Origin of the sequence: Halorhabdus utahensis DSM 12940, assembly GCF_000023945.1 — an archaeon.
In the GTDB taxonomy this organism is placed as follows: domain Archaea; phylum Halobacteriota; class Halobacteria; order Halobacteriales; family Haloarculaceae; genus Halorhabdus; species Halorhabdus utahensis.
On record NC_013158.1, the window covers coordinates 2,970,899 to 2,994,866 of the forward strand.

The following is a 23,968-nucleotide window of genomic DNA, read 5'->3' on the forward strand; positions in this document are numbered from 1 at the left end:
AGACGTTCGTCAGTCGCTCGACGCACGGCGTCCCAGCCGGCCGCTGACTCTGTTCCATCGACCCCGAGCCAAACGATCGCTCAAACAATGGGGGTCCCCGGCCGGATCCGTCTCTCACCATTACCGTTCCATTCCCCTCATCATTTATTACAGTCCGACGTGAATGCGGATCCATGGCAACCGACGACGAGGGGATCGTCGGCGAAGAACTACTGACCAAGACCGGGAGTGGAGGGCTATTCAGCAGTGGGTATCTCGCCGGAGAGCCGATCGAATCGTATCTCGACCCCAGCGAACAGCCACGGGTCGTCTTCGCAACCGACGGTCGAGGCATCATCGAGGAGAGTCCTCGCGGCCAGACCACGTACGAACCAGGATCGGACTATCGAACGCTGGGGGCCCTGACGACCCGTCGCGTCATCCTCGTCGTCGGCGGTGGGGCAGCCGACGACGGTGACCGCTTCGTCGAGATCGATCTGACCGAGATCGACCATGTCGAGACGGATTCGGAATCGCGGCGGTCGGTCCTCCGGATGTGGGTCGGCGATCACGTCTGGGAACTCTCGCCCGAGACGACCGACCTCCAGACCATCGAAACGTATCTCTCGGCGGCGTCCCAGACTCGAATCCGGTTTGACCGGTTGCTCGGGGACGCCAGAGACGCCATCGTCGACGTCGCCCGATACATACGGTCCGGGCAGTTGGAGTCCGCCGCGGATGCACTCGACCGGGCTGACCGATCGCTCCACGATGCGAGTGAGGCAGCCGAATCCTTCCCTGCGGATGTCCCGGCGATGTCCGATCGGCTCGAAACCCACCGTGATCGGTACCGGACAGAGCAACGGCGCTTGTTACTGGCTCGCGTCGAAGACATGCGTGCGCGTGCCCGGGAGAAGTGGCGGGCGGCGGCCTACGAGCAGGCCGCCGACCGCTATCAGCGAGCGTCCGAAGCCTGTGAGACCTTGCTTGATCGGGGCGACCTCCCGCCGGCGGTAACCGCGGAACTTCGTGAGACCCGTTCCGGCATCGAACGCGACCTCGATCGGCTCAGTGTCGCCCCGCTGGAAGTCGCACGGACATATCATCGCGTAGCGATGGATGCGTCGCTTCCCGAGGACCGTGCCGAGCGCTTCCGGACGGCGTACGAACGTTACCGGACAGTGCTCGAACTGGACTGGGGACGGCCGAATCCACGTTTTGCCGGTGAGACCGATGTGATCATTGATCGACTGGCGACGATCGCGTCCGCGTTGCTGACCGCGCGCTCGCGAGCGGCCGCCCAACACCGACGGGTCGCAATCCGACTCACGCGGATCGGAGCCACCGCCAGCGCTGGGGCGGCGTATGCCGACGCTCGGGACCACCTCGAGGCGGCAATCGAGACAGCGCGGGAGCTGGACCCGGACGCTCTGGAGGCGTTCCGCGAGCGGCTCCAGGTCGTCGAGGATCGGATCGAATCGGTCCCGGAAGACGACGATCGGGGCGGGAGCGCTGACCACGTGTTGGGGGACGTCGCCACCCCGATCCGTCCACTTGCCGACGGCGAACCCTGCGATATTCGGCCGGTTCGAACGGAGGAGGTGCTCCCGGCCGTCCCCAAACGTCCCGCCGATGGTGATACCACACTTGCCGTTGGGACTCCCACGGACGAGCCTCCTCGCACGTTGGCTGTCCGCCAGCCGTATCAGGATTGTAATGGGACGCTTGCTGTTCCACACGCCATTTTCACGCCACGAACCGGGTTCGTTCAGCAGGTTCAGACACTTCAGGACGCAGCACTCATCGACAGCGTGCGGACGATCTGGGAAGCACTCGGCTGGACGGTCGAACGGACCGATTCCGAAGACATGGCACTGCTGGGGACGAGACCGGATGCCGCGACCAGGTTGCGCTTGCGGATTCGTCGTCGCGGGGACCCAGTCGATCCATCGGTTGTCAGCGACCTCGCGCCGGATCGAGACGGACCCGAAAGCGATCTCTGTCCAGTACTCGTGACGACCGATCCCGTCCAGCCAGCGGCCTACGAGACCGCGGCCTCGGCCGGTGTCACGATCGTCGATCGGCACCGTCTGGCCGACCTCTGGTATCTGACGACGGAGAGAGCTGACAGGACGGGCGACGAGCAGGAGCGCGAAGCGCCCCCGCCCTCTTGACTCTGGTGGGAACCCTCGCCGGTCGCCATCGACGTGACGGACATCTTCAAGTCGGTGTCGGTCGTTCGGGAGGATATGGACGAACCAGCCGGCATCTACGCCCGGAGAATCGACTATCTCGACCGAGATGTCCAGCTCGGCGTCGCCGGCGACCGGGTGATCGCGGTCTCGTTCCCGGAGACGCCGGCTGCCGACGCCGGGGACGACCACCCACTCCTGGACCGGATCGAGGCCTACTTCGAGGGGGAGACAGTTGCGTTCGAATCGACGACGGTGGCGCTGACGATGGCGAGCGACCATCGCGAGGTCCTGGAGACGCTGCGGTCGATCCCGTATGGTGAGGGCATCACCGTCGAGCAACTCGTACGGATGACGCCGGGACTCGATCCAGATTCTGACGAGGACATCCGTCTCGTGCGCACGGCACTCGCGGAAAATCCAGCCCCACTCCTGCTCCCCGACCACCGGGTTCGAGACGGTCCAAGCGCCGCGCCGCCAGCGGTCGAGCAGAAACTGCGCTCGATCGAAGGGCTGGCCTGAGGGAGTGATCTGCGAACTGGGCTGCGATCACCGGGGCGACTCCGGGTGACGTCGGTGGTCGTCTGCGATTCGGACCCGTTCGTATCGGCGAGAAAACGAAAAAGCCTCGACCCACTTGGACGGCGACGGCGCTACGAATCGCCGGTCGGGGTGGCTTCATGCGGCGTCGTCTGCCAGTGAACCGATTCGTCGTCGATGTCGATCGCATAGACGTTTCCAGCGGCGTCGCCGACGTAACACAGGCCGTCTTCGACTGCCGGTGGGGAACCCATTTCTAATTCGCCTTCGCTCTCGACGGTGAAGGAGATTTCAGACGCCAGCGTCTCCTCCTCGGTGTCCAACACGTGGAGCCGCCCGGTATTGAACGTATAGTCGTACGTGGCGACGTAGAGGGTTCCATCGTCGAGAAGAAGGCCTGCAGGATCACCAGTGATGCTTTCTCCCCAGGCTTTCGACCCCATGGCCGGGTCGAACGCCACGACCTCGGACGGGTTAGACGTGCAAGTATACACCCGGTCGGCGACGGCGATGTCTTGGGGGGTGCCGTTGCTCTCGCCGGTCCACTCGACGTCCCCGGTATCGAACGAGAGTGCCTTGACGCCGGTTGTGGCCGCCACGTACAGCCAGTCGCTATCGGTCGCTAGCGGGTCATTTGTATACTCGATCGGATCGCTCGTCCAGTAGGTCTCCTGGGCGGCCAGGTCGAGCGCGAACACCCCTCGTCGATTGGTGGCGAAGAGGGCGCCGTCCATCACGACCGGTTCCGTGATGAAAAGAGAGCCTTGATCGAACGTGTGCGACCAGTTCTGAGCGCCGTCCTCGGTCGCGAGCGTGTGGACGCCATCGTCAAGTGCCGCGTAGTGCACAACGTCGTCTCGCACCACCGGCGTGTTGAGCGGCATGCCGCTCACGTCGGTCTCCCAGATGGCCTCCCCGCTGTGACGGTCGACTGCGTATGCGGTTCCGTTACTCTCCCGGATCTCGTTGGAGGTCGCCCCCGGACCGTAATCGCCGGTGTAGACGACGTCGCCTGTGACGGTCGGGGCTTGCACCGTTCCGTCCATTTCGAACCGCCACTCGACGGATCCGCTCTCGCGGTCGAGCGCGTACAGATCGCCGTGCGTTTCGACGACGTACACCAGATCGCCGGCGACCACCGGTCTTCCCTGGATGTTCCGTCTTATCGACGCGATATAAGACTCGCTGTTCCTCCACGAGGTTTCGGTCCCCGTTTCGGTTGGTGTATCAGTAGTTTCATTCTCCGACCCCCCGAACACACTCGAACAACCGGCGACGCCGATTGTTGCGACGGCGACCCCACTTCGTCGGAGGAAGCTTCTTCGTGTTGCCATACAAGCAACGTAATGTCGATCCGATATAAATCCCTGGGACTGTGTGTTCCAGAAGAATACCGTGACCCCGACTCCGGATGGTCGATCACGCCATTCCCGACAGACGGGCGCCAGCATCAATCCCCGCCGAACTCACAACGAAGTCGTTCCGGTTTGGTTCCCGTACCTCCGTTGTGGATCGCTATCACGAACTCTTAACTACCAGCGGTCGCAGCGACCGGCATGGAAGCGGTGACTCGGCGTCAGGTCCTCGGATCGATCGGCGCAGTCGGGGTGGGCACGCTGGCTGGCTGTAATCAATCCGGGGAGGGGTCGGACTGTGGGTTGCGGGGGACGGCTGCCGAGGAGCCGACCGTGCAGGTCGAGGGGGAGTCATTGGTCGGTGACCCGTTTCTCGTTCGACTCGCTGGCTTTCAGTCGAATACTGACGTGACACTCACGTACAGCGCTGTGGACGGGAAGGACACCGAGTTCGAACTCGAGTCGACGCTGACGACGGACAATTCCGGCACCGTGGAGACGGACGCGTGCTCGCCGGGACGGAGTCGGATGATGCTCGACGAGCTCTCGCCGAAAGCGGACGACGGTCAGGACATATTCGTCGCTGGCTCCAAGCAGGTATTCCCGATCGATATCACCGCGAGCGTCGATGACAAGCAGGTCGCGTCCGCGCAAGCCGAGCGACGGTATCGCGATCTCGGGATCGCCGAAACGACGCTGCGGGTCGCCGACGATGGGATCGCCGGTCGCTACTTCAAGCCGCCCGGCGACGGGCCGTTCCCCGGCGTCGTCACGCTTCACGGATCCGGGGCAAACCGTACTGACAGGGAGAGTCAACTACTCGCGACGCAGGGCTACGCCAGCCTCGCGCTCCAGTATTTCGGCACGGCGGGCGTCCCCGCGCAACTGATCGACGTACCACTCTCGTATTTTCAGGACGGAATTGAGTGGTTGCTCGATCGGCCAGCTGTCCGTTCCGAGGGTGTCGGCTTGGTAGGGGTTTCCCGCGGTGTCGAACCGGCGCTTTTCGCCGCCGCGGACTACGACGGCCCGACGGCAGTCGTGGGATATGCCGGCAGCGGGATCGCCTACTCGTCGCCGGATGCGCTGAACTGGGCGTCACCGTGGACGCGGAACGGGGAGCCGCTTCTCACCGACGAGCGGTATCGTCGGCTCTTCAGGGTCGATTACGACTGTGGTGGCTCGTCGTGTGACTATACCGACCCGTCACAGGCGTGTGAATGGGTGAATTGCATGTACGAGACGATGGCGGACCGCGCGCCGGACGCGCTCGATATGGCCATGCCGGCCGTCGAGAACATCGACGGTCCGGTCCTGTTACACACCGGGAAAGCTGATGAAATCTGGGCAGCGCCACGGTGGTCTGAGCTGCTCATCGCTCGGTTTGACGCTGCCGACTTCGAGAACGACTACGCCCACCACGTGTATTCCGGTGCCGGACACATCATCACGCTTCCATACTGGCCGTACCAGTCACTGTCGGACGATCGGTTCGGCGGGACACCGACGGCCAACAACCGTGCCGCGATAACCGCGTGGCCCCGCACCCTCGATCATCTCGATCAGGGGTTGCGATGATACGAAGTACGCCCAGCGGCGGGTGAGTGCCACAGTTACCCCGCTATCGGATCGACGCCCCTCCGCTCGTGAACGAGAAACTCCGTCGCGTTGAGCACGTAGTGGGCGACGATCACCACCAGGAGGCTTCCCGTGGCGATGTACACGCTTGCCAGCGCCAGCCCGAGAACGCCCGTCACGACCACACCGGCCCGACCCTGTGCGCCGTGAGCCACGCCGAACGCGAGCGAGGAGACGACCGCGAGCGCCCACGGCGAGGCGTCGAGTCCGGCCGCCGGGACGCCGATGGCGGCCGCCCGGAAGATGAACTCCTCGCTGGCGGCGACGATCGGCAGGACGACGCCCAAAAGGAGGACCCACTCACCCCGCGTCGTCGGCGTCAGCATGGCTCGCACCCCCTGGTCGTAATCGATATCCGCCCAATCGGCCACCGCGACAGCGAGTTCACTCCCGATCCAGAGTCCGATGCCGAGACCGATGCCGAGACCGACCGCCGGAGCGAGCGCGCCGAGCGATGCAGGACCGACGCCGAACGCCGAGAGCGGGATCGAAAACACGAGCGCACCGACCAGGAGCACGCCGCCGAAAACGCCCTGCGTGAGCACCACGTTGACGAACAGGGCAACGGTGGGGATCGACGCCGGCGAGGCGCGTGGCGACGTGGTTCCGCCAGTCGGCGTCGATCGACCGGCCGGCCGAACCCGAACCCATCGCGACCGCGTGACGGCGGGGTCCAGTCCCGTCGGCTGTAACCGGACGGTCGAGCGTCGGGCCGAAGGCTCCGCGTCGAGGAGCCGTTGGGTGAGGAAAGCAAGAACGACGACGAGGGAAACGACAACGCCGGTGAGGCCGACGAAGGCGGCCCAGCGAGTCACGCTTACTGCAGGCTGGGGTTCGTCTGGCCGATCTTCCGTTCGAGTGCCTGGCCGGTGATCGACTTCAGCCGATCGACCAGGCTGTCCTTTTCGGGTTCGCCAGCCAGCGCGACTTCCAGCACTTCCGAGAGGTGGCTGACGGGGATGATCTCGATCTGGTCCTCGTACTCGTCCTCGATCATCACGTCCTGTTCGTTGGCCTTCGGGATGATCACCGTGTCGAGGCCGGTCTTGGCGGCGGCCTCGATCTTGTGGGTGACACCGCCGACGGGCAGGACGTCACCGCGAACCGACAGCGAGCCGGTCATCGCGAGGTTCTGCTCGACGGGGATGTTCTCTAAGGCGGAGATGACGGCCGTCGCGACCGTCACCGACGCGGAGTCGCCCTCGACGCCCTCGTAGGACTGGACGAACTGGATGTGGATGTCCTTCTCTGAGATGTCCTCGTCTGAGAACTTCTTGATGATCGCGCTGACGTTCTGGACGGCCTCCATCGCGATCTCCTGGAGCTTTCCGGTCGCGATGACCTCGCCGGGACCCTGGGAGGGCGCGACCTCGGCCATGACGGGCATGACGATCCCGCTGTCCTCGCCCATGACGGCCAGGCCGTTGACGCGACCGACGGCGCTGCCCTCGTTGACGGTCATCTTGTAGTCCTTGCGGCGCTCGATGTAGTTGTCCGCGAGCTGTTGTTCGATCGAACGCGAGCGATCCTTGGCCTGCAGCACGTCTTCGCGTTCGGTGAACTCCTTGTCCGCTGCGCGGGCGATGTCGCCGGCGACACGGACGAGTCCGCCGAGGTTCCGGAGTTTCAGCGAGAGGTGCTCCTTGCGGCCGGCCCGGCGACGCGCTTCGAGGATGATCTCCTCGACGGCGTCCTCGGTGAAGTGCGGGAGCCGCCCGTCCTTCTCGACCTCCTGGGCGACGAAGCGGGCGTACTTCCGGCGCATCTCCGGGTCGTCTTCGATGGTATCGTCCATGTAGACTTCGTACCCGTAGCCCTTGATCCGGTCGCGAAGCGCCGGGTGCATGTTCTCCATCGCGTCCATGTTCCCCGCCGCGACCATGATGAAGTCAGTCGGAACGGGTTCGGTCTGGACCATCGCGCCGGAGGAGCGTTCGCTCTGGCCAGTGATCGAGAACTCGCCCTCCTGGATTGCGGTCATCAGCTTCTGCTGGGAACGGATGTCCAGCGTGTTGATCTCGTCGACGAACAGCACGCCCTTGTTGGCCTTGTGGATCGCACCAGCCTCGACGCGGTCGTGGCTGGGCGTCTCCATGCCGCCGGACTGGAAGGGGTCGTGGCGGACGTCGCCGAGCAGTGCACCGGCGTGGGCACCCGTCGCCTCCTCGAAGGGCGCGGTCTGCTCGTTGGCGTTGTTGATCAGCAGGTTCGGGATCATCGAATCGCCACCACGCGCCCCGTAGCGGAACGCCAGATAGATGACGCCCGCTGCGAGCACGCCCAGCAGCGGATTGCCGGCGAACAGCGCGTACCCGATCACGATCGCGATGATGATCCACATCAGGAACGACCGCATCTGGTTGCGCTTGCGGGCCTCCTCCTTGTGGGCGTCGACGATCTGCTCGCCCTTGCCCGCGGGGACCGTCCGGACTTTCGGCTCGTTGCCGTCGTCGGGGTTGTGATAGACCAGAACGTCCTGGAGGTCCTCTTTGGGGAGGAGCTGGCTCATCGCCTTTGCGAGCATCGACTTGCCCGTCCCGGGCGAGCCGATCATCATCACGTGGCGGCGCTGTTTGGCCGCCTTCAGGACGATGTCACGGGCGTGACTCTGCCCGATGACCTGATCGACCAACCGCTCGGGCACCTCGATATCCTCGGTCGAGTCGATGTTCAATCCACCTAGTACATCGTCTTCGTCGTCGACGACTGTGGACTCCTCGTCGTCGAGTGTGACGTCGCTCCCGAGATCGGCCACTTCGTCGTCGGTATCCGACTCCTCGGCCACGTCCGCAGCGTCGGTCTCTTCGACGGGCCGGTCGTCCGTCCCAATGCTGGACGCACCCGTCGATCGCTCGGCCGACGCGTCGGACCCGTCCGTCTGGCCGTCGTCCGAGACGGTAGCCTCCTCGTGCTCGGGCGGCGCATCGTCGGCAGTATCCTTGTTTTCGCTCATTCTAACGGGTCAAGTACGAGAATCCAGGGACTGTCGATTGATATACTTTCTCCTCACGACCGGGTTTGCCGGTCGCTGAAAAACCGACAGATAGCGTACGGATTAGTGGTGAAAATCCGTCGAGCGAGGACTCGCCGGGTTTATGAAAGGCCACGTCCTGGAAGTGGATATATGACACGCGGATTCTACATCGGCCGCTTTCAGCCCTATCACAACGGCCATCACACGATGGTCGAACGTATCGCGGCCGACGGCGAGGTCGATGAACTCGTCCTCGGGATCGGGAGCGCCGGGGACTCCCACACTGTCCACGATCCGTTTACCGCCGGCGAGCGCATCATGATGGTCAACAAGGCCGTCGCCGAATTCGACCTCCCGACCTACGTCGTCCCCATCGAGGACCTCGATCGGCACTCCGTGTGGGTCAGTCACGTCCAGAGCATGTGTCCGAACTTCGATCTCGCGTACTCGAACAACCCGCTGGTGGTCCAGCTGTTCGAGGAAGCTGGCATCGAGGTCCGTCAGTCACGGATGTTCGACCGCGAGCGCCTGGAGGGCAGCGAGATCCGCGAGCGCATCATCGAGGGCGATCAGTGGCGCGACCGGGTGCCCGACGCCGTCGTCGAAGTCCTCGAAGAGTGCAACGGCGTCGAGCGCCTCCGAACGATTTCCCAGTCCGACGTCGTCGAACGCTGGGAGGCGAAAACGAACGACCGCCCGAGCGACTGATCTCGGCCCCGCGACACCCGGAACGCCCGATCCCTTTTATTCGCTCTTCCCTACGACCCAGTGATGATTACGCTCAGCTCGGACTTCGGGACGCCGTATCCAGCAGCGATGAAGGGCGTCCTCGCATCCGGAACTGATGCCCGTTTGATCGACGTCTCCCACGAATTCCCTCGCCAGGACGTCCGGGCGGCCGCATTCTGGCTCCGTGAAGTGCTGCCACACTTCCCGCCGGCGGTTCACCTCGTCGTGGTCGATCCCGGCGTCGGCACAGACCGTGCGGCCCTGGCGATCCGCGCCGGTGAGCACGTCCTCGTCGGCCCCGACAACGGTGTCCTGCTTCCGGCCGCCCGTAAACTCGCTGACGCGGCCGACTCCGAAGCCGATGCGATCGAGGGGTTCGAATACGCATACGACGATCCCGAAAGCGTCACCTTTCACGGTCGTGACGTGTTCGCACCGGCGGCGGCGACGATCCACGAGGCGGGCCGGTCCCAGTTCGAAGCCGGCGATCGATTCGGGCCCGTCGAAGCATACGAGGGCCTGACGTTCCCCGACCCCACGATCCGCGAGGACGGTGCCGACGGCGAAGTCCTGGTCGTCGATGACTTCGGCAACGCGATCACGAACGTTCCGGGCGAGATTCTCACTGAACGCTTCGGCGAGGCCGTGACCGTCAACGGCGTCTGGGCACCGGCCAAGCGGACGTATGCCATGGTCGAAGCCGACAACCGACTCGTCACTGTCGGCAGTCACGGCAACGTCGAACTCGCCGTCAACCAGGGGCGTGGCGACGAACGGTTCAGCGTCTCGACAGGGTCGCGGATTCGGTTGCGATGGACGTGACTCGTGTGATGGCACTCAATATAGGCCATCAACTTACAGAAACGGCAGGGCGACAGCGGCGGTCACCGAACTGACGACAACCCAGCCCGCGTAATTCCACCACGGGACCGCACGGAAGCGCGGGCCGGGTACGTCGTCCGTGTACGTCCAGAGTCCCAGTTCGACACCGCGATGGTCACTACTCACGTCGGCGGCCGTCGCCAGCAATGCCGCCAATACGACTGCAGACGGGCCATCAGTCGCCAGCAACGCAAGCCGAAACGCAACGTAGACCGTCCCGGTCCAGCTCAGGAGGACGTATACCGGGACTCCACGAATCTGCGGATCGACGTGGTGCTCCAGCCAACCCAATTCGATGACGGCGATCTCGGCGACGAACGCGATGAGTGCGCCGCCAGCGAACAGCGAGACCGTCGCCCGCGCCGGCCAGGTGAGCGCGGCGTGGACGAATGCGACCACCCCGATACCGGCGGCGTTGGCGACGAACAGGCGAGCCTGTTGCATGCATCGACCACCGAGACGAGTTCAAAAAGGATACGGGTGACCCGATCGCCTTGCCGTGAGCGCGCGGTCGACGAGCGCAGCGTTTCTGCAGGCTACCGGCACCCCATTTGTGAAATGACGGTCACGTTCGTTCGATTTCAACCTGTAGATCGACCGTTGTCCGTTGGTCGGCGTCGATGAACATCGACCCGCCGCCGTCGGGGTACTCGACGGTTGCCTCGAACGTCGATTCCGCGGATACCGTTTCGATCGTCGATGTCGGCACTCGCGCTCGTTTGATTTGCTCCTCGGAGAAGTAGATGCTCACGGGTCCACCGTCGAGAATTTCGCCGGAGGCGTGGGCGCGCTTCGGGTGGATGTCCGATAAGAGCCACCCGATCGGCTCGCCTTCCAGAATGGTCACTTCACCGTCGAACCGGAAGGGATACGGTGGCGTGACGTGCCAGACGTCCGTCGCGGGCGGAAAGGACGAGACGGGTGTCGACTCGTCGATCGACGAGAGGCTGGTGCACCCGGCGAACAGGGTCGTCCCGGCGACGGCGAGGAACTCACGGCGGCGCATACCGCTTCAAACCAATGCGTGCCGAAAAACCCTCCGTTGCCGTCCGAATATCGACGGATCGTTGCTCGGTAGCCGAAATCGTGGAGACCCAAGAATACCGCTGGACTCTCTGATCAGTTCGCGGCGATGACGTCGTCGATGCGGACGATCATGGTCGCGGCTTCGGTCGCGCTGTCGACCGCTTCACGCTTGACTGCGGCGGGGTCGAGGACGCCTGCCTCGAGGGGATCGGCGATATCGCCGCTTTGCCCGGACGACAGGACGCCCGAGAGCGTGCCGTTTTCGTAGGCGGCCCGGAGATCCACCAGCGCGTCGATGGGATCCATGCCCGTGTTGCTCGCGAGCGTCCGTGGGAGGACGTCGACGGCGTCGGCGAAGGCTTCGACGGCGAGCTGTTTGCGGCCTTCGACGCCGGCCGCGTGGTCGCGAACGTGATCGGCGATGACGATCTCCGTTGCACCGGCACCGGGGACGACACCGCCGCGTTCGATCGCGGCCGTGACGACGTCGAGTGCGTCCCGGATCGATCGCTCGAGTTCGTCGACGACGTGTTCGGTACCACCACGGGCGAAGATCGTGACCGCCTTCGCGGCAGTCCCGCCCTCGATGAAGGTGAGGTCGTCGTCGCCGTAGGACCGGACCGAGATGGACTCGGCGTTGCCGAGTTCGTCGGCTTCGAGGTCCTCGACCGAGGAGGCACGACTCGCGCCCGTCGCGTTGATGATCGCGCCGAGGTCGGAGACGTCGTCGATCGCCAGGACGCCGTCCTTGGCGAGGTAGGAGGCGACCCGGTCCTCGATGTCACCGCTGGCGAACAGCACGTCGGCCCCGAGGTCGACAACATGCTGGGCGCGTTCCCGGAGTTCCGCTTCCTCGGATTCGATCGCGGCGTTGAGCTGGTCGACGTTGTTGACGTTGTACTCGGCGTCGATGTTGCTTTCCTTGAGGTCGAGATCGCCGTCGATTACTGCGATCGACGCGTCCTCGACTGACCGCGGCATATTGTCGTGGACTGGTTCCTCGTCGACGATGACGCCCTCGATCAGGTCCGTCGCGCTGGAACTCGAGCCGACCTGTGCGTTGATCGTGATACTGTCGCGGTCGACACTGCCATCGTCCGTCCGGACGTGGTCGACGGCCTCGACGACCGTTTCCGCGAGCGGGCCGGCAGCGACGTCGCCTGTCCCCTTGCCCGTCATGCTCGATTCGGCGACCGTGATCAGGTCCTCGGCGTCGAGATCGCCGTCGAGGACGAGGTCGTCGATCGCCTCGCGGGCGAGCGAGGACGCCTCGTGATATCCTTCGACGATCGTCGTCGGATGAACGTCGTCGTCGAGTAACTCCTCGGCCTTGCTCAGGAGTTCGCCCGCCAGCACGGAGGCAGTCGTCGTGCCGTCGCCGACCTCCTCTTCCTGGGTCTGGGCGACTTCGACGAGCATGTTGGCTGCCGGATGCTCGATCTCCATCTCGTCCAGGATCGTCGCGCCGTCGTTGGTGATGACGACGTCGCCGTCCGCGACGAGCATCTTGTCCATCCCGCGTGGGCCAAGCGTCGTCCGTACGGCCTCGCTGATGGCCTTGCCCGCGGAGATGTTCGAACTCTGTGCGTCGTCTCCCTGTGTCCGCTGAGAGTCCTCGCTGAGAATGAACATGGGCGATCCACCCATGCGCTGCTGACCGGATTGTGACATATGTGTAGCCTCACTTTATCCGTCGTTTGCGGTTCTATATAAATGTTACTAAGCTGTCGGCGGTGCTCCGATGCGGGGAGATACCCGGTCGGCCACCACGGGAAACTTCCGCAGGCAGACAGATCGATCAGTCACGGCGGTCGTCGGTTGTTCCGGAACTGAGACCGGGAGGCCACCGATCCACGCAACGACTGTCCAGTGTCTTTCTGCCTGGCTGGTAGCTTGGTTCTGTCAATGTGGAAGTCAGTACCCGGAGCGGTGATTTAATAGGAAGACCACTCGATGGTTCGTTCGATGCTGGAGTTGGAGCACGGGTTCAGGGTCGTCGATACGCACGTCCGCCTCGAACCCGAGGCCGACCAGCGGTCGGGAGACGGGCCAGGAACGCCTGAACGTCTCGAACGGGAGATGCACCAGGCCGGGATCGTCCGATCGCTCGTCTATCCGAGTGCGCGCGAGGGATCGTATCTGAAGGCCAACAACGCGATCGCCCGTATGAGCGTGGGCCGGCCGTTCGTCGCGCTGGCTCGCCTCAGCGGCCCCCGTGACCCCGATAGTGGCACGGGCGCGCGACTCCGGAACCTGACCGCCAGCCGTAACGAGGACCATACGGCACCCGGCGAGATCGAACAGTTCGCCTACGACGACCGCTTCGTCGGGTTCAAACTGCATCCGGCGAAGGATGGCCTTCCCGACGAAGCCGTCATCGACGCGCTCGAGTCGGTGGGACTCCCGGTGCTCGTCCACGGTGGCGAGGAGTTTGGGCCGAAAGCGATCGAGCGGACACTGGCGACCGCCGACGTTCCGACGATCGTCGCCCACTTCGGTGGGTATCCCCTCGACCGTGAACGGATGGATCGGACGATCGACCTCCTTGGGGCATACGACGATCTGTACCTCGATACGAGCTTTGTCAGATTTCGGGAGCCCCTCGAACGCGCACTCCGGGAACATCCGGATCGGATTCTCTTCGGCAGCGGCGCACCCAGTGCCCACCCGAGCGTGGCGATCATGGAGATCCTCACGCTCGACGTTCCGGAGGACGCAATGCGAAAAGCCTTCTCGAACAATCCGGGTCGCGTGATCGACGCACTCGCCCCGTAGTCACCGGGAGTCGTAGACTGCTACCGCTCGATTCCGTCTGGTCGACTGGCCACGTGGATTCCGGCGATCGCTCCGATCACGGGCTCTGGCGGCGAGACCGTCTTTGAACCCGACTGGAACCCCAGCCACCACGCCGCGACCCGAACTGAACCAGTCGGTAGCCGGTTTCTCTCCGGCAAAAACATCCCTCAGTGCACTTCTGGCGTCCGACAGGGCACGTTGGGTGATACTTGCGATCACGGCCGGCCGGAGCCCGTAGTTTTTGGCCAGGCGATACGCGACTGATCGATACTCCCGGTTCCAGTCCGTCTCAGTCGTGCCGCCGTCAGCACCCATCGGCCGCTCGACAGCCATGTCGGACCGCCAGGAGACTGCCCGATTCATCCCGGCTGCCCGGTGGGAGAGGTCGCGCGCGTCGTCGACTGTCAGGTACTCGTCGAAGCCGTCCAGATCTGTGAGAACGCGCTGTGTCAGCACCACGTTGTCGGGATTGACGTAGGTGACTGTCCGTCCGGCCACCGTTTGGGCCTCCGTGCACTCGGTCGTTTTGCCGGCCCGCACGCGCCGGTGTGTGGGCCCGGTCACGATCGGGGCTTCCCTGAGGCCCGCCCGGATCGCCCGTTCCCACTCGTCGGTCACGGCCGATCCCTGATTGACGAACGCGATCGCGTCCCCCGTCGCATGATCGATCCCCGCGTTGCGTGCCGCGTTCGTCGGTCGATCCGCGATCTCGACGAGCACGTCGACGTCTTCCCGATCGCGGACCATCCCGGTTGTCCCATCCGCCGAAGGGCCGTTCACGACGATCACCTCGGTCCCGGCGACGTGTTCGCTGACGGAGTCGAGCGTGCGGGCGAGTTGCTCTCGTCCGTTGAGCGTCGGGACGACTACCGAGAGTTCCATATACGTCTATAGGGATTCGGGTAACTAAAAACGTCGCGAGATCGTCCGCCACTGACAATTGAGAGTTATTTCATCCCTGACAGTGCCAGTACGAGACCGATGAGAGCCGCCCGCCACCCGGAACCCGACCGACTGACTGGTCGACTGTCCTGAACGCCGAGGCCAGACTGTCGGGGATCGCTCGATACAGTCCGTACGGAAAGACGAAATCATGCGTCGCGTCGACCAGTTCGAGGTCGGCTTCCCCGAGTAGCCGGTTGACTTCCCACCGGGAATACAACCGCGACCCCATGGGCAACGCCCAGTTGTAGATCGACCGGGTGCTAAAGCGATTGAACGTATCGAAGAACACGACTTCCTTCGAGACGCGTCGCATCTCTGCGAGATACGATGCCGGCGTGTCCGCGAGATGGAAAAACCGCATCGCGATGACGGCATCGAAGTGGTCGTCAGGGAAGGGCAGCCGCCCGGCATCGCCCCGCATGAATTCCAGATGGGACTGTACCCCCGCGGAGCGAGCCTTCTCGCGGCCCTGCTTGAGCATCGCCGAGGAGATGTCGAGACCGACCACGTCCGCGCCTCGCTCGGCCAACATTACCGTGAACCGGCCGGTCCCGCAGGCGATCTCGAGGACGCGCGAATCTTCGACCGGCCCGATGGCGTTCAGTACCGCCTGTTTCTCCCGGCGGTCGATGAGTCGACCCCCACCGGAAAATCGCTTCTCCTCGTAGGCCTCGGCGATCTCGTCGGCCTGGTACCACTCCTGTCCTTTCACGCTATCACTTGTTCACCACGGGGTGATTAAAACGGTATTGGATCCATCCGTGACCGGTGATATAAGGACATCCCATCCAATATTAGGAATCATATTCTCCATATAGCCAATACTTATCAGTTGCTTCCGACTCCGGTAATATATGAGCACAACCATCGAAGACGGGTCGCGGACGGAGATCATTCTCACGAAGGGGGAGTTTCGTGAACGACTTCGTGAGTTGCCGCCGAGTGCGAAACTGATCGCGAAGGTACTCGAGACGGACCAGCCACTCTCCCAGGGCCAACTCGCCACCGAGTCGCTGCTTCCGGATCGAACGGTTCGGTACGCACTCAACCGGCTGGAAGATGCCGATCTCGTCTCCTCGCGATATAGCTACCGCGACGCCCGCAAGCAAGTGTACTACCTGACGACCGAGTGACTGTCGACCGCGTGAGACGGTAGTTGCTGGTCGATTCCTTCGGTGCATACCTCGATGGCCTTTTTGCCCACGCCACGGTAGCCAGTCCATGGATCTCGAAGCCGAGCTCGCAGCCGCCCGTGCCCTCGATGTCGCCGCCATCGCGGACGCGATCGAGTCGATCGGTTTTGAGTGTACCCGCTGTGGACATTGCTGTCGCGGCACCGACGAGGCGGACCATACGGCGACGGTCTTCCCGGACGAGATCAGGACGATTCAGGACGGGGACGAGTACGACTGGCGGGACGTCGCTCGCCCGATGCCGTTCGGACTCACTGAGCCGGACGACGGACCGGCAACCGGCGAGACGTTCGAGTGGGCACTCGCGACCGACGCGTGTGGGGACTGTACGTTCTACGACCGGGAAGGCGAGGCGTGTTCGATCTACGAACGCCGGCCGCTCATCTGTCGCACGTACCCGTTTAGCCTGGCGATCGAGGACGACGGGGCTGAACTGAGCGCACCGATGGGTGAGGTCGTCGATCGTGAAGGGGCAGTCCAGGCTCACGAATGTGAGGGGCTGGGACGCGACATCTCACGGGCGGACGCGATCGAACTCGCTGAAACACTCAAGCGACGCGCCGTTCGGGAGCTGCAGGAAGCTATCGGGGTTCGCGACAACTACGAGCCGACGGATATCGACGGCATCGTGGTTCACGATTCGGAAGGACAGAAGCGCCCAGACGGTACACGGATCCGGGAGTAGCGTCTGACTCGGATGGCGGTCGATAAGTTCTTTAGGGTGGCCTTCGACGCCCGGAACGGTGGTTTAACCTTGGAAATCTCAGAGAAACTCCTCTGTCTGTTCAGTGCGGACGTCACTGCTGAGGACGACCGGTACGTCGTCGAAGTACCGCGACGGGAAATCGAAACGGGGTCGATCGAGCCCGGCGAAACCTATCGGATCGCGCTCATCTCGGGCGATGAGGAATCGACAGACGAGCAACCGAGCACCGACAGCGTCCCGAACGAGCCACAGCCGCCGGTCGAGACCGGCGAGATCCGCTACGTCGAGATCGAAGACATCGGCAAACAGGGCGACGGTATCGCTCGGGTCGAGCGGGGCTACGTCATCATCGTGCCCGGCGCGGAGATCAACGACCGCGTCAAGGTCGAAGTCTCCGAAGTCAAATCGAACTTCGCGGTGGGCGAGATCATCGAAGAAGACATCTGAACGACGGCGTCTTTTCCCGGTCGTACCATTTCCCGGCCGTTCGGGCAACTCCCGGCGGCCCCAGTGACCGTTTCTGAGAGATAATCGCGAGACTGCGGCCGATTAACCGACCATACCAAACCACCTATATCCGTCTCGTTCCATCATCGAAACATGAGCACGAGTGCGGCGGCGACCCAGGACGACGGCCCGCTCTCGAAGAAGCAGCGTCGGATACTCAAATATCTGCGAGCCAACGCTGACGAGCAGACCTACTTCAAATCCCGGCTCATCGGCGAGGAACTCGGCCTCTCGGCGAAAGAAGTCGGGACGAACATGGCTGCCCTCCAGGAGGGCGAATACGATCTGACTGTCGAAAAGTGGGGCTATTCGTCCTCGACGACGTGGATGGTCGACGCGTAGCACGTCTCCGTCGACTGATTCTCCTCACCCGTCGTAGGCGACGTGTTCGTCAGCCTCGGCGGCGAACTCGATCGCGTTCTCGCCGAAGGATTCGGCGTACCTGACCACCAGCATCAACAACGTTTCGGGCTGTCGAAGCCCGTACCCGCTTTCCCTGGTGAGCAGGCCGGCTTCCTCTAGCTGTGTCGCGTGTTTGCTGATTGTCGGGTTCGAGACGTCGAGTCGGTCGGCCAGTTCCTTGGCCGTCGCGCTCGGATCCCTGAGGAGTTCGACGATCATCCCGCGGGCGGTGTCTCGACGAAGATAGCCGAGTGCCGTTCGTTCGAATTCGCTGAACCGATCTGCCGGAAAAAACCGTCGATACTCGCCGTCTCGCTGGCTCTCGATCGCGTCCTCCTGTAACAGCGTTCGGAGGTGATGTTGTGTTTCCCCGGTTCCCAACTGGAGGTCGTCGCGGAGTTTCGAGAAGTGCGCCCCCGGGGTCGCCGAGAGATAGCCGGCGATCGCCCCTGGCGCGGTGCTGTCGCTACTTGAATCTGCCAGTCGAACGAGTGGACTGGCAGCCCCCAATGCGGCGAACCGACGGAGCGTCGCGCGCTTGCTCTCGTCGACACCATCCCCTGGCATTGTCCAAGCCAATGGTACCGAGTTACAAAACGGCTTCGTTATTTTTCTATTACACGATGGCGCAATTGCTTCCGTGCAACGGCACGAAACCGGCGTGTCGCAGAAAACCGGGGTCGAACAGTCTCCGGATTACTCGTCCGTGTTGAACTCGTTGTCCATCTCCTCGATGACCTCGTCGGGGTCTCTGATATCGGCCGTCTCCTTGCCGGATTTGACCGCCTGGGCCTGCTCTTCCATCTCCGCGACGTCGACCTCGGCCTCCTGGTCGATCTGGCCGAGGATCTTCTCGATGTCGTCGAGGCCGAGCATCTCGCGGGTCTCGTCGTCGAAGTCGAGGCCTTCGAGGGCCGATTCGCCGTCCGTCTGGACGTCACTGCCGGTAAGGTGCTTGCCGTACCGGCCGACGAGCGACGTCAGTTCCTGGGGCAGGACGAACTTCGTCGACTCGCCCTTGCCGATCTCCTCTAAGGTCTCCATGCCACGCTCGATGACCGCGCGCTCGCCCATCGCTTCGGCGGATTTGGCGCGCAACACGGTCGAGATGGCGTCACCCTGTGCTTCGAGGATCTGGCTCTGCTTTTCACCCTGGGCGCGGATGATGTTCGATTGCTTCTCACCCTGGGCCTCCTCGACGGCGGAACGACGCTCACCCTGCGCCTCGAGGATCATGGCACGGCGACGGCGCTCGGCGGAGGTCTGTTGCTCCATGGCCTGTTGGACGTCTTTGCTCGGGTTGACTTCCCGAACTTCCACACTCTCGACGCGAATCCCCCACTCGTCGGTGGGTTCGTCGAGTTCCTTGCGGATCTTGGCGTTGATCTCCTGGCGCTTGTTGAGCGTGTCGTCGAGTTCCATGTCGCCAAGCACCGCACGGAGTGTCGTCTGTGCGAGGTTCGAGACGGCGCGCTTGTAGTTGTCGACTTCGAGGTAGGCCTTCTTTGCGTCCATCACCTTGATGTAGACGACGGCGTCGGCGGTCACCGGCGAGTTGTCACGCGTGATCGCCTCCTGTCGTGGCACGTCCAACGTCTGTGTCCGCATGTCGAACGTGTGGGTCGCGGAAACGAACGGCGGGACGAACGCGATCCCGGGTTCGAGCAGCTTTCGATACTCTCCGAGGACGGTGAGGGCTTTCTTCTCCGTGGCGTCGGTGATGACCACCATCTGCCAGACGGTCACCACGGCGATCGCCAACAATACGAGGGCGACGATGGGGAACAGTTCTGCACCCCCCAGTTGTAGCGGGATAGTTCCGAGCATACGCATTTGCGTTGGCAGGAACACAACAAAAGTGTTGGGCTAGTGTTGGAAACTCGGCCCGTCCGGCAGAGCCGGTCTTCAGGCAGACTCCGTTTCGTGATCGAACTCGCCTGTTGGCTCCCCGACGCCCCCGTCTGATGTCTCGCGGGTCGGCGATTCTGCGTCGTCTGCGTGTGTCTCGTCGGTTTCCTCGCGGCCACGGTCGAGTTCCGCTTCGATATCGTCGGTACTCAACGTTGCCATGGATTCGACGGTGACCACGTTGCCACCGCCCGGATCCACCACCATGACTTCTTCACCTTCGGGAATGTCCTCGTCGAACGCCCGCGCCTGATAATGCGGGTTGAATCCACCGCTGTCGAGTTTGACCTCGCCTCCGGTCCCGGTGACGCGCTCGGTCACCCGGCCGGTTTTTCCTTTCAGCGAGTCCGAATCGCTCGTCCGGCCGGTCCCTTTCCCACCGTAGAAGTCGAACTGGCGATAGGCGTACAGTGCCATGCTCCCGACACCCAGTACGAGACCGGCCATGATGACGACCGCGAAAATGCCGAGCGACGGCGGCAAGGCAAGTCCCACGAGACCCGCGACCAGCAGCGCGATTCCGAGGACAATGAAGTGTGCACCTGGCGCGAACGCTTCGCCGATGACGAGTAACGCCCCCACTAACAGCAACAGCAGCGAGAGGTCAGCACCCAGGACGGTTACCATGCGGGCGAGTTAGACCTGAACCGGGTTAACAGTTCGGTCACCTGTTCGGTGAGAAAACGACCGTACTTTCGATCTCTTGGTCGCCGTGAACGGTGATTCTCACTGGGACGAGACAGCCACGACGGTCAGGGGAGTAACTGCCAGATGGCGATCAGTCCCAGGGCGAAACCAAGGGCGACGAACACCGCGTGCTCCGCCGAGGGTGAACCGGCTTTGACCTCGCCATACAGCGAGAGCCCATCGGCGTTGTCTCCCTCCTCGTCGTCCTCTAGATCCGCAAGTGAGAACCGCCACTCGCTGTCGGTCGCCGCGTCGTCTTCGTCTGCTCTCTCGGTATCTGGTCCGTCCGTGGGATCAGTTCCCCACTCGGTCCGGTCGTCGCCCCACTCGTCGTCAGCCATACATCTCCTACCGGATCAGGCGTCTAAAGTGCTCGGTCCGTGATCGGGGTGCCGATCAACGATGCCGTTACTTGATCTTCGATCCGAGCGGTGCATCCTCGTGTGTCGTCAACAGATCGGCCTCCTCGCTGGCGGCGAGCACCATACCGTTTGACTCGTAGCCGAACAGCTCGGCTTTCTCCATGTTCGCAAGCAGGACGACGCGCGTCCCCGGGAGCGTTTCGACGTCGTGGAGTTGCTTGATTCCGGCGACGACTTGCCGCGTTTCGAGGCCGATATCGACGTCCAGGCGGACGAGGTCGTCACTGTCCTTGATGGGTTCCGCGTCGACGATTTTCCCGACGCGAATGTCTAACTCCTGGAAATCATCGAAGCCGATCCGATCCGCGGCGAGCGGTTCGAGGTCCATGTCCGCGGTTTCGGCCTCCTCGGAGTCGTCGCTTTCGGTTTCGCCGTCTGCGTCGTCGCTGTCGGTCGCCTCCGCGACGCGGGCTTCGAGCTTCTCGTTGAGCGCTTCGACGCGTTCAGCGGGAATCTTCTCGAAGAGCTCCGTCGGTTCGCCGAACTCGGCAGGCGGCGATTCGAGCGCGGCATCGAGGGTCACGTCCGCGATCGACCCGTCCTCGTCGAGTTGTGCCCAGAGACGCCGGGACGTGTCGGGTGTCGTCGGCTGGAGCAAGACGGCGACGGCCTTGGCGATCTGGACGCAGTCGCGGATGATCGGTGCCGCTTCGTCGTCGTCCAGATTCCACGGTTCGTGGCGCTGGATGTACTCGTTGCCGAAGCTCGCCAGCTCGACGGCGGCCTGGGTTGCTTTCCGGATCGAATAGTCGTTGACGCCGGCCTCGAAGTCCTCGATTGCGTCCTCGATGCGGTCCTCGACATCCGGTGAGAGATCGGCGTCGGGCGTGCCACCGTAGTTGCGGTCGGCAAAGAGCAGCGACCGGTAGGCGAAGTTGCCGACCGTCCCGACGAGTTCGCCGTTGACGCGCTCGCGGAAGCGATCCCACGAAAAGTCGATGTCGTCCTGGAACCCGCCGACGGTCGTGAGGTAGTACCGGAGGAGATCCGGATGGAAGCCCTCATCGAGGTACTCCCGCGCCCAGATCGCGCGGTTGCGGCTCGTCGAGAAGGCATCACCGTCCAGACTCATGAACCCGCTGGCGACGACGGCGCGTGGCTCGTTGAACTCGGCGACGTGGAGCATCGCGGGCCAGAAGATCGTGTGATGCTGGATGATGTCCCGTCCGATGACGTGGATGATCTCCCCGCTCTCTTTCCAGGTTTCGGCCCAGTCGTAGGCCTCGGGACCGACACGGTCGGTGTACTGCTTCGTCGAGGCGATGTACTCGATCGGCGCGTCGACCCAGACGTACAGGACGAGGTCTTCGGCAGTGTCGTCGCCCGTGTCGTCAACCTCCGGATAGTCGAATCCCCAGTCCATGTCCCGAGTGATACACCAGTCCTGGAGCCCCTCTTCGATCCACTGGCGGGGCTGATTTTTCGCGTTGGCGGTCCCCTCCAGTCGGTCGAGGAACCCAGAGAGATAGTCGGCGAGTTTCGAGACTTCGAAGAACTTGTGCGTGCGCTCGCGGTACTCCGCGGGGTTGCCGGAGATCTTCGAAACGGGATCCTCGATCTCGCCAGGTTCGAGGTGGCGACCACAGCCCTCGTCACACTCGTCACCGCGGGCGGTCTCGCCACAGTAGGGGCAGGTTCCCACCACGTAGCGATCAGGCAGGGGCTGGTCGTCTTCGGGATCCCAGGCGACCTTGATCTCCTGTTCGTCGACGTAGCCCGCCGCCTCCAGGGCCTCGACGATCTCGTGGGTCAACTCCCGGTTGGTCTCCTGGTGGGTGTGGCCGTAGTTGTCGAAGTCGACGTCGAACTCCGGAAACGTCTCCTCGTACTGTTCGTGGTACTCCAGGGCGAACGCTTCGGGGTCGATGTCGTCCTCGATGGCCTGGACTGCAATCGGCGTCCCGTGCATGTCCGACCCGGAGACGAAGGCCGTCTGCTGGCCGAGTTTCTCCAGGGAACGGGTCAACACGTCGCCGCCGACGTAGGTTCGCAGGTGACCGATGTGCAGATCGCCGTTGGCGTATGGCAACCCGCAGGTCACCACTGCGGGATTCTCCGTCGGGAATTCGTCGTGACTCATGCTACGGTGTACCTCCAGTGGACTCATTAACGCGATGGTTTGGGGTCATCGGTATCGATAGATTTCGACTGTGAGTGTATTCATGCGTCGTTACTTTCGACGAACGGAAGGAGTCGAGACGATCGACCGCCGGGCATTCCCGGATCGCGCCGCCCGGGACGGCCCCGGGATCGGATCATGAATCCACCACGGCGAGAAGGGTTCACCCGGCGCTAGGGACGCAGCATACGCATACAACAGGTGGGCGAGTCTCGGATCACACGCGTGGATTCGCACGCAGAGACAAAAACGTTGCTCAATCCGTAACGCTGACGCCACCGAACGCGGCGAACCCGGTCACGACAAGATCGATCTCGTCGTGATTGCGCTCGCGGCGCTTGCGTTCGTCCTCAGCACCACCGAAGATCGGCAGGACATCTATCCGGACGTTCCACTCGGGCGGGACGGCGATCTCACAGCCACCGAACATCGCCGTCGCGTTGATCGTCGCCGGCCGATCCTCGATGCCCGCATCCCGGAGGTCGAGTTCGACGCCGCCGAATATCGCGGTCAGATCCGCGCTCTCGAAGGCGGCCGCCGTCGAGCGCTGCCCGCTGCCGCCGAAGACGCCGATCGCACTGATGGATGCGTCGGATATCTCCCGTGACTGCGATCGTGATCGATAGTGGTTGATGATGAGCGAGAGACCGAAGGCCACGACGAGCAGGGGCCAAAGCTCCGTGATCGCTTCGGCCTGGACGTACTCAAGCGTGACCAGTTGCCAGGCGGCGGCCACGACGATGACGGCGATCGGGCCAAAGAGGTTCCGGAAGCCACTGACGACGAGGGCGTACACTCCGAGGAGGACGAACAACGACGGCACGTATTGCAGGAGGATTTCCGCGTCGTAGACGTCTGTCGTCTCGACCAGCAACGCGAGACCGACGACGATCACGATCGCACCGAAAACGACCTGACTCGTGAGGTTGCGGCGTTTCATGCCGGATAGATCACAGCCAGACCGTATA

Annotated in this window: 24 protein-coding genes; 10 read left to right on the top strand and 14 right to left on the bottom strand. The window is 63.3% G+C overall.

All coding sequences use genetic code 11. The features are described from left to right. The first annotated feature begins 173 nt into the window (after nucleotides 1-173). The gene (locus HUTA_RS14165; protein WP_015790615.1) at nucleotides 174-2,153 is read left to right on the top strand and encodes a restriction endonuclease; all 1,980 of its coding nucleotides are present in this window, start codon (nucleotides 174-176) and stop codon (nucleotides 2,151-2,153) included. Nucleotides 2,154-2,228: 75 nt separating this feature from the next. Further along, nucleotides 2,229-2,693, top strand: coding sequence for an MGMT family protein (locus tag HUTA_RS14170; protein ID WP_049941473.1), 465 nt, complete (start codon nucleotides 2,229-2,231; stop codon nucleotides 2,691-2,693). Between the two features lie 131 nt (nucleotides 2,694-2,824). Here the strand turns inward: HUTA_RS14170 and HUTA_RS14175 are convergent, their stop codons facing one another. After that, complete coding sequence (locus tag HUTA_RS14175) at nucleotides 2,825-4,162, bottom strand: outer membrane protein assembly factor BamB family protein (RefSeq protein WP_079891720.1); 1,338 nt, start codon at nucleotides 4,160-4,162, stop codon at nucleotides 2,825-2,827. 105 nt (nucleotides 4,163-4,267) lie between these two features. On the opposite strand from HUTA_RS14175, the gene HUTA_RS14180 reads away from it, so the two are divergent. Beyond that, nucleotides 4,268-5,644 (top strand): acyl-CoA thioester hydrolase/BAAT C-terminal domain-containing protein, encoded by a 1,377-nt coding sequence (locus HUTA_RS14180; protein ID WP_015790618.1) that lies wholly within the window; start codon nucleotides 4,268-4,270, stop codon nucleotides 5,642-5,644. 35 nt (nucleotides 5,645-5,679) lie between these two features. On the opposite strand, the gene HUTA_RS14185 is transcribed toward HUTA_RS14180, so the two are convergent. Together HUTA_RS14185 and lonB are read right to left on the bottom strand one after the other, a co-directional pair. Then, on the bottom strand, nucleotides 5,680-6,519 hold the full coding sequence (locus HUTA_RS14185) for a CPBP family intramembrane glutamic endopeptidase (protein WP_015790619.1): 840 nt from the start codon (nucleotides 6,517-6,519) through the stop codon (nucleotides 5,680-5,682). A gap of 2 nt (nucleotides 6,520-6,521) precedes the next feature. Further along, nucleotides 6,522-8,657, bottom strand: a complete 2,136-nt coding sequence (gene lonB, locus HUTA_RS14190) for an ATP-dependent protease LonB (RefSeq protein WP_015790620.1) — start codon at nucleotides 8,655-8,657, stop codon at nucleotides 6,522-6,524. A 171-nt stretch (nucleotides 8,658-8,828) separates the two neighbouring features. On the opposite strand from lonB, the gene HUTA_RS14195 reads away from it, so the two are divergent. Together HUTA_RS14195 and HUTA_RS14200 are read left to right on the top strand one after the other, a co-directional pair. Beyond that, nucleotides 8,829-9,386, top strand: a complete 558-nt coding sequence (locus HUTA_RS14195) for a nicotinamide-nucleotide adenylyltransferase (RefSeq protein WP_015790621.1) — start codon at nucleotides 8,829-8,831, stop codon at nucleotides 9,384-9,386. A 63-nt stretch (nucleotides 9,387-9,449) separates the two neighbouring features. Beyond that, nucleotides 9,450-10,229 carry an SAM hydrolase/SAM-dependent halogenase family protein gene (locus HUTA_RS14200; protein ID WP_015790622.1) on the top strand — a complete coding sequence of 260 codons (780 nt, stop codon included), beginning with the start codon at nucleotides 9,450-9,452 and terminating at the stop codon, nucleotides 10,227-10,229. Between the two features lie 33 nt (nucleotides 10,230-10,262). Here HUTA_RS14200 and HUTA_RS14205 read toward each other — a convergent pair whose 3' ends face one another. From HUTA_RS14205 to thsA, 3 genes are all read right to left on the bottom strand, one after another. After that, complete coding sequence (locus tag HUTA_RS14205) at nucleotides 10,263-10,733, bottom strand: carotenoid biosynthesis protein (RefSeq protein WP_015790623.1); 471 nt, start codon at nucleotides 10,731-10,733, stop codon at nucleotides 10,263-10,265. Between the two features lie 121 nt (nucleotides 10,734-10,854). Beyond that, a complete protein-coding gene (locus HUTA_RS14210; protein ID WP_015790624.1) occupies nucleotides 10,855-11,295 on the bottom strand; it encodes a hypothetical protein in 441 nt (146 codons plus the stop codon). Nucleotides 11,296-11,408: 113 nt separating this feature from the next. After that, nucleotides 11,409-12,962, bottom strand: coding sequence for a thermosome subunit alpha (gene thsA, locus HUTA_RS14215; RefSeq protein WP_049941367.1), 1,554 nt, complete (start codon nucleotides 12,960-12,962; stop codon nucleotides 11,409-11,411). 318 nt (nucleotides 12,963-13,280) lie between these two features. Here thsA and HUTA_RS14220 point away from each other — a divergent pair, with 318 nt between their 5' ends. After that, on the top strand, nucleotides 13,281-14,090 hold the full coding sequence (locus HUTA_RS14220) for an amidohydrolase family protein (RefSeq protein WP_049941368.1): 810 nt from the start codon (nucleotides 13,281-13,283) through the stop codon (nucleotides 14,088-14,090). Here the strand turns inward: HUTA_RS14220 and HUTA_RS14225 are convergent, their stop codons facing one another. Then, nucleotides 14,091-14,993 carry a glycosyltransferase family 2 protein gene (locus HUTA_RS14225; protein WP_015790627.1) on the bottom strand — a complete coding sequence of 301 codons (903 nt, stop codon included), beginning with the start codon at nucleotides 14,991-14,993 and terminating at the stop codon, nucleotides 14,091-14,093. Nucleotides 14,994-15,063: 70 nt separating this feature from the next. Next, nucleotides 15,064-15,768, bottom strand: coding sequence for a class I SAM-dependent methyltransferase (locus tag HUTA_RS14230; RefSeq protein ID WP_015790628.1), 705 nt, complete (start codon nucleotides 15,766-15,768; stop codon nucleotides 15,064-15,066). 142 nt (nucleotides 15,769-15,910) lie between these two features. Here HUTA_RS14230 and HUTA_RS14235 point away from each other — a divergent pair, with 142 nt between their 5' ends. The 4 genes from HUTA_RS14235 (at nucleotide 15,911) to HUTA_RS14250 (ending at nucleotide 17,804) form a co-directional block, all read left to right on the top strand. Next, nucleotides 15,911-16,189 (top strand): helix-turn-helix domain-containing protein, encoded by a 279-nt coding sequence (locus HUTA_RS14235; RefSeq protein WP_015790629.1) that lies wholly within the window; start codon nucleotides 15,911-15,913, stop codon nucleotides 16,187-16,189. Between the two features lie 88 nt (nucleotides 16,190-16,277). Beyond that, nucleotides 16,278-16,934: a YkgJ family cysteine cluster protein gene (locus HUTA_RS14240; protein WP_015790630.1), complete on the top strand. Its 657-nt coding sequence runs from the start codon at nucleotides 16,278-16,280 to the stop codon at nucleotides 16,932-16,934. A 69-nt stretch (nucleotides 16,935-17,003) separates the two neighbouring features. Beyond that, entirely contained in the window at nucleotides 17,004-17,402 is a 399-nt protein-coding gene (locus HUTA_RS14245) for a TRAM domain-containing protein (protein WP_015790631.1), read from the top strand. A gap of 153 nt (nucleotides 17,403-17,555) precedes the next feature. Then, nucleotides 17,556-17,804 carry a DUF7123 family protein gene (locus HUTA_RS14250; RefSeq protein ID WP_015790632.1) on the top strand — a complete coding sequence of 83 codons (249 nt, stop codon included), beginning with the start codon at nucleotides 17,556-17,558 and terminating at the stop codon, nucleotides 17,802-17,804. Nucleotides 17,805-17,828: 24 nt separating this feature from the next. Here HUTA_RS14250 and HUTA_RS14255 read toward each other — a convergent pair whose 3' ends face one another. The 6 genes from HUTA_RS14255 to HUTA_RS14280 form a co-directional block, all read right to left on the bottom strand. Then, nucleotides 17,829-18,431: a winged helix-turn-helix transcriptional regulator gene (locus HUTA_RS14255; protein WP_015790633.1), complete on the bottom strand. Its 603-nt coding sequence runs from the start codon at nucleotides 18,429-18,431 to the stop codon at nucleotides 17,829-17,831. A gap of 129 nt (nucleotides 18,432-18,560) precedes the next feature. After that, nucleotides 18,561-19,691 carry an SPFH domain-containing protein gene (locus HUTA_RS14260; protein WP_015790634.1) on the bottom strand — a complete coding sequence of 377 codons (1,131 nt, stop codon included), beginning with the start codon at nucleotides 19,689-19,691 and terminating at the stop codon, nucleotides 18,561-18,563. A 78-nt stretch (nucleotides 19,692-19,769) separates the two neighbouring features. Then, complete coding sequence (locus HUTA_RS14265; protein WP_015790635.1) at nucleotides 19,770-20,399, bottom strand: NfeD family protein; 630 nt, start codon at nucleotides 20,397-20,399, stop codon at nucleotides 19,770-19,772. Nucleotides 20,400-20,524: 125 nt separating this feature from the next. Continuing rightward, nucleotides 20,525-20,800 (bottom strand): DUF7312 domain-containing protein, encoded by a 276-nt coding sequence (locus HUTA_RS14270; protein ID WP_015790636.1) that lies wholly within the window; start codon nucleotides 20,798-20,800, stop codon nucleotides 20,525-20,527. Nucleotides 20,801-20,867: 67 nt separating this feature from the next. Further along, nucleotides 20,868-22,961: a methionine--tRNA ligase gene (gene metG, locus HUTA_RS14275; RefSeq protein ID WP_015790637.1), complete on the bottom strand. Its 2,094-nt coding sequence runs from the start codon at nucleotides 22,959-22,961 to the stop codon at nucleotides 20,868-20,870. 295 nt (nucleotides 22,962-23,256) lie between these two features. Then, nucleotides 23,257-23,940 carry a LiaF transmembrane domain-containing protein gene (locus HUTA_RS14280; RefSeq protein WP_015790638.1) on the bottom strand — a complete coding sequence of 228 codons (684 nt, stop codon included), beginning with the start codon at nucleotides 23,938-23,940 and terminating at the stop codon, nucleotides 23,257-23,259. Nucleotides 23,941-23,968 lie beyond the last annotated feature (28 nt).

Excerpts from the sequence above, each read along its gene's own strand:
- HUTA_RS14165 (WP_015790615.1), top strand. The coding sequence starts at position 174 with ATGGCAACCGACGACGAGGGGATCGTCGGCGAAGAACTACTGACCAAG.
- lonB (WP_015790620.1), bottom strand. The coding sequence starts at position 8,657 with ATGAGCGAAAACAAGGATACTGCCGACGATGCGCCGCCCGAGCACGAG.
- metG (WP_015790637.1), bottom strand. The coding sequence starts at position 22,961 with ATGAGTCACGACGAATTCCCGACGGAGAATCCCGCAGTGGTGACCTGC.
- HUTA_RS14235 (WP_015790629.1), top strand. The coding sequence starts at position 15,911 with ATGAGCACAACCATCGAAGACGGGTCGCGGACGGAGATCATTCTCACG.
- HUTA_RS14270 (WP_015790636.1), bottom strand. The coding sequence starts at position 20,800 with ATGGCTGACGACGAGTGGGGCGACGACCGGACCGAGTGGGGAACTGAT.
- HUTA_RS14265 (WP_015790635.1), bottom strand. The coding sequence starts at position 20,399 with ATGGTAACCGTCCTGGGTGCTGACCTCTCGCTGCTGTTGCTGTTAGTG.
- HUTA_RS14210 (WP_015790624.1), bottom strand. The coding sequence starts at position 11,295 with ATGCGCCGCCGTGAGTTCCTCGCCGTCGCCGGGACGACCCTGTTCGCC.
- HUTA_RS14280 (WP_015790638.1), bottom strand. The coding sequence starts at position 23,940 with ATGAAACGCCGCAACCTCACGAGTCAGGTCGTTTTCGGTGCGATCGTG.
- HUTA_RS14220 (WP_049941368.1), top strand. The coding sequence starts at position 13,281 with ATGCTGGAGTTGGAGCACGGGTTCAGGGTCGTCGATACGCACGTCCGC.
- HUTA_RS14180 (WP_015790618.1), top strand. The coding sequence starts at position 4,268 with ATGGAAGCGGTGACTCGGCGTCAGGTCCTCGGATCGATCGGCGCAGTC.
- HUTA_RS14260 (WP_015790634.1), bottom strand. The coding sequence starts at position 19,691 with ATGCTCGGAACTATCCCGCTACAACTGGGGGGTGCAGAACTGTTCCCC.
- HUTA_RS14205 (WP_015790623.1), bottom strand. The coding sequence starts at position 10,733 with ATGCAACAGGCTCGCCTGTTCGTCGCCAACGCCGCCGGTATCGGGGTG.
- HUTA_RS14195 (WP_015790621.1), top strand. The coding sequence starts at position 8,829 with ATGACACGCGGATTCTACATCGGCCGCTTTCAGCCCTATCACAACGGC.
- HUTA_RS14255 (WP_015790633.1), bottom strand. The coding sequence starts at position 18,431 with ATGCCAGGGGATGGTGTCGACGAGAGCAAGCGCGCGACGCTCCGTCGG.
- HUTA_RS14250 (WP_015790632.1), top strand. The coding sequence starts at position 17,556 with ATGAGCACGAGTGCGGCGGCGACCCAGGACGACGGCCCGCTCTCGAAG.
- HUTA_RS14240 (WP_015790630.1), top strand. The coding sequence starts at position 16,278 with ATGGATCTCGAAGCCGAGCTCGCAGCCGCCCGTGCCCTCGATGTCGCC.
- HUTA_RS14225 (WP_015790627.1), bottom strand. The coding sequence starts at position 14,993 with ATGGAACTCTCGGTAGTCGTCCCGACGCTCAACGGACGAGAGCAACTC.
- HUTA_RS14200 (WP_015790622.1), top strand. The coding sequence starts at position 9,450 with ATGATTACGCTCAGCTCGGACTTCGGGACGCCGTATCCAGCAGCGATG.
- thsA (WP_049941367.1), bottom strand. The coding sequence starts at position 12,962 with ATGGGTGGATCGCCCATGTTCATTCTCAGCGAGGACTCTCAGCGGACA.
- HUTA_RS14170 (WP_049941473.1), top strand. The coding sequence starts at position 2,229 with ATGGACGAACCAGCCGGCATCTACGCCCGGAGAATCGACTATCTCGAC.
- HUTA_RS14175 (WP_079891720.1), bottom strand. The coding sequence starts at position 4,162 with ATGCTGGCGCCCGTCTGTCGGGAATGGCGTGATCGACCATCCGGAGTC.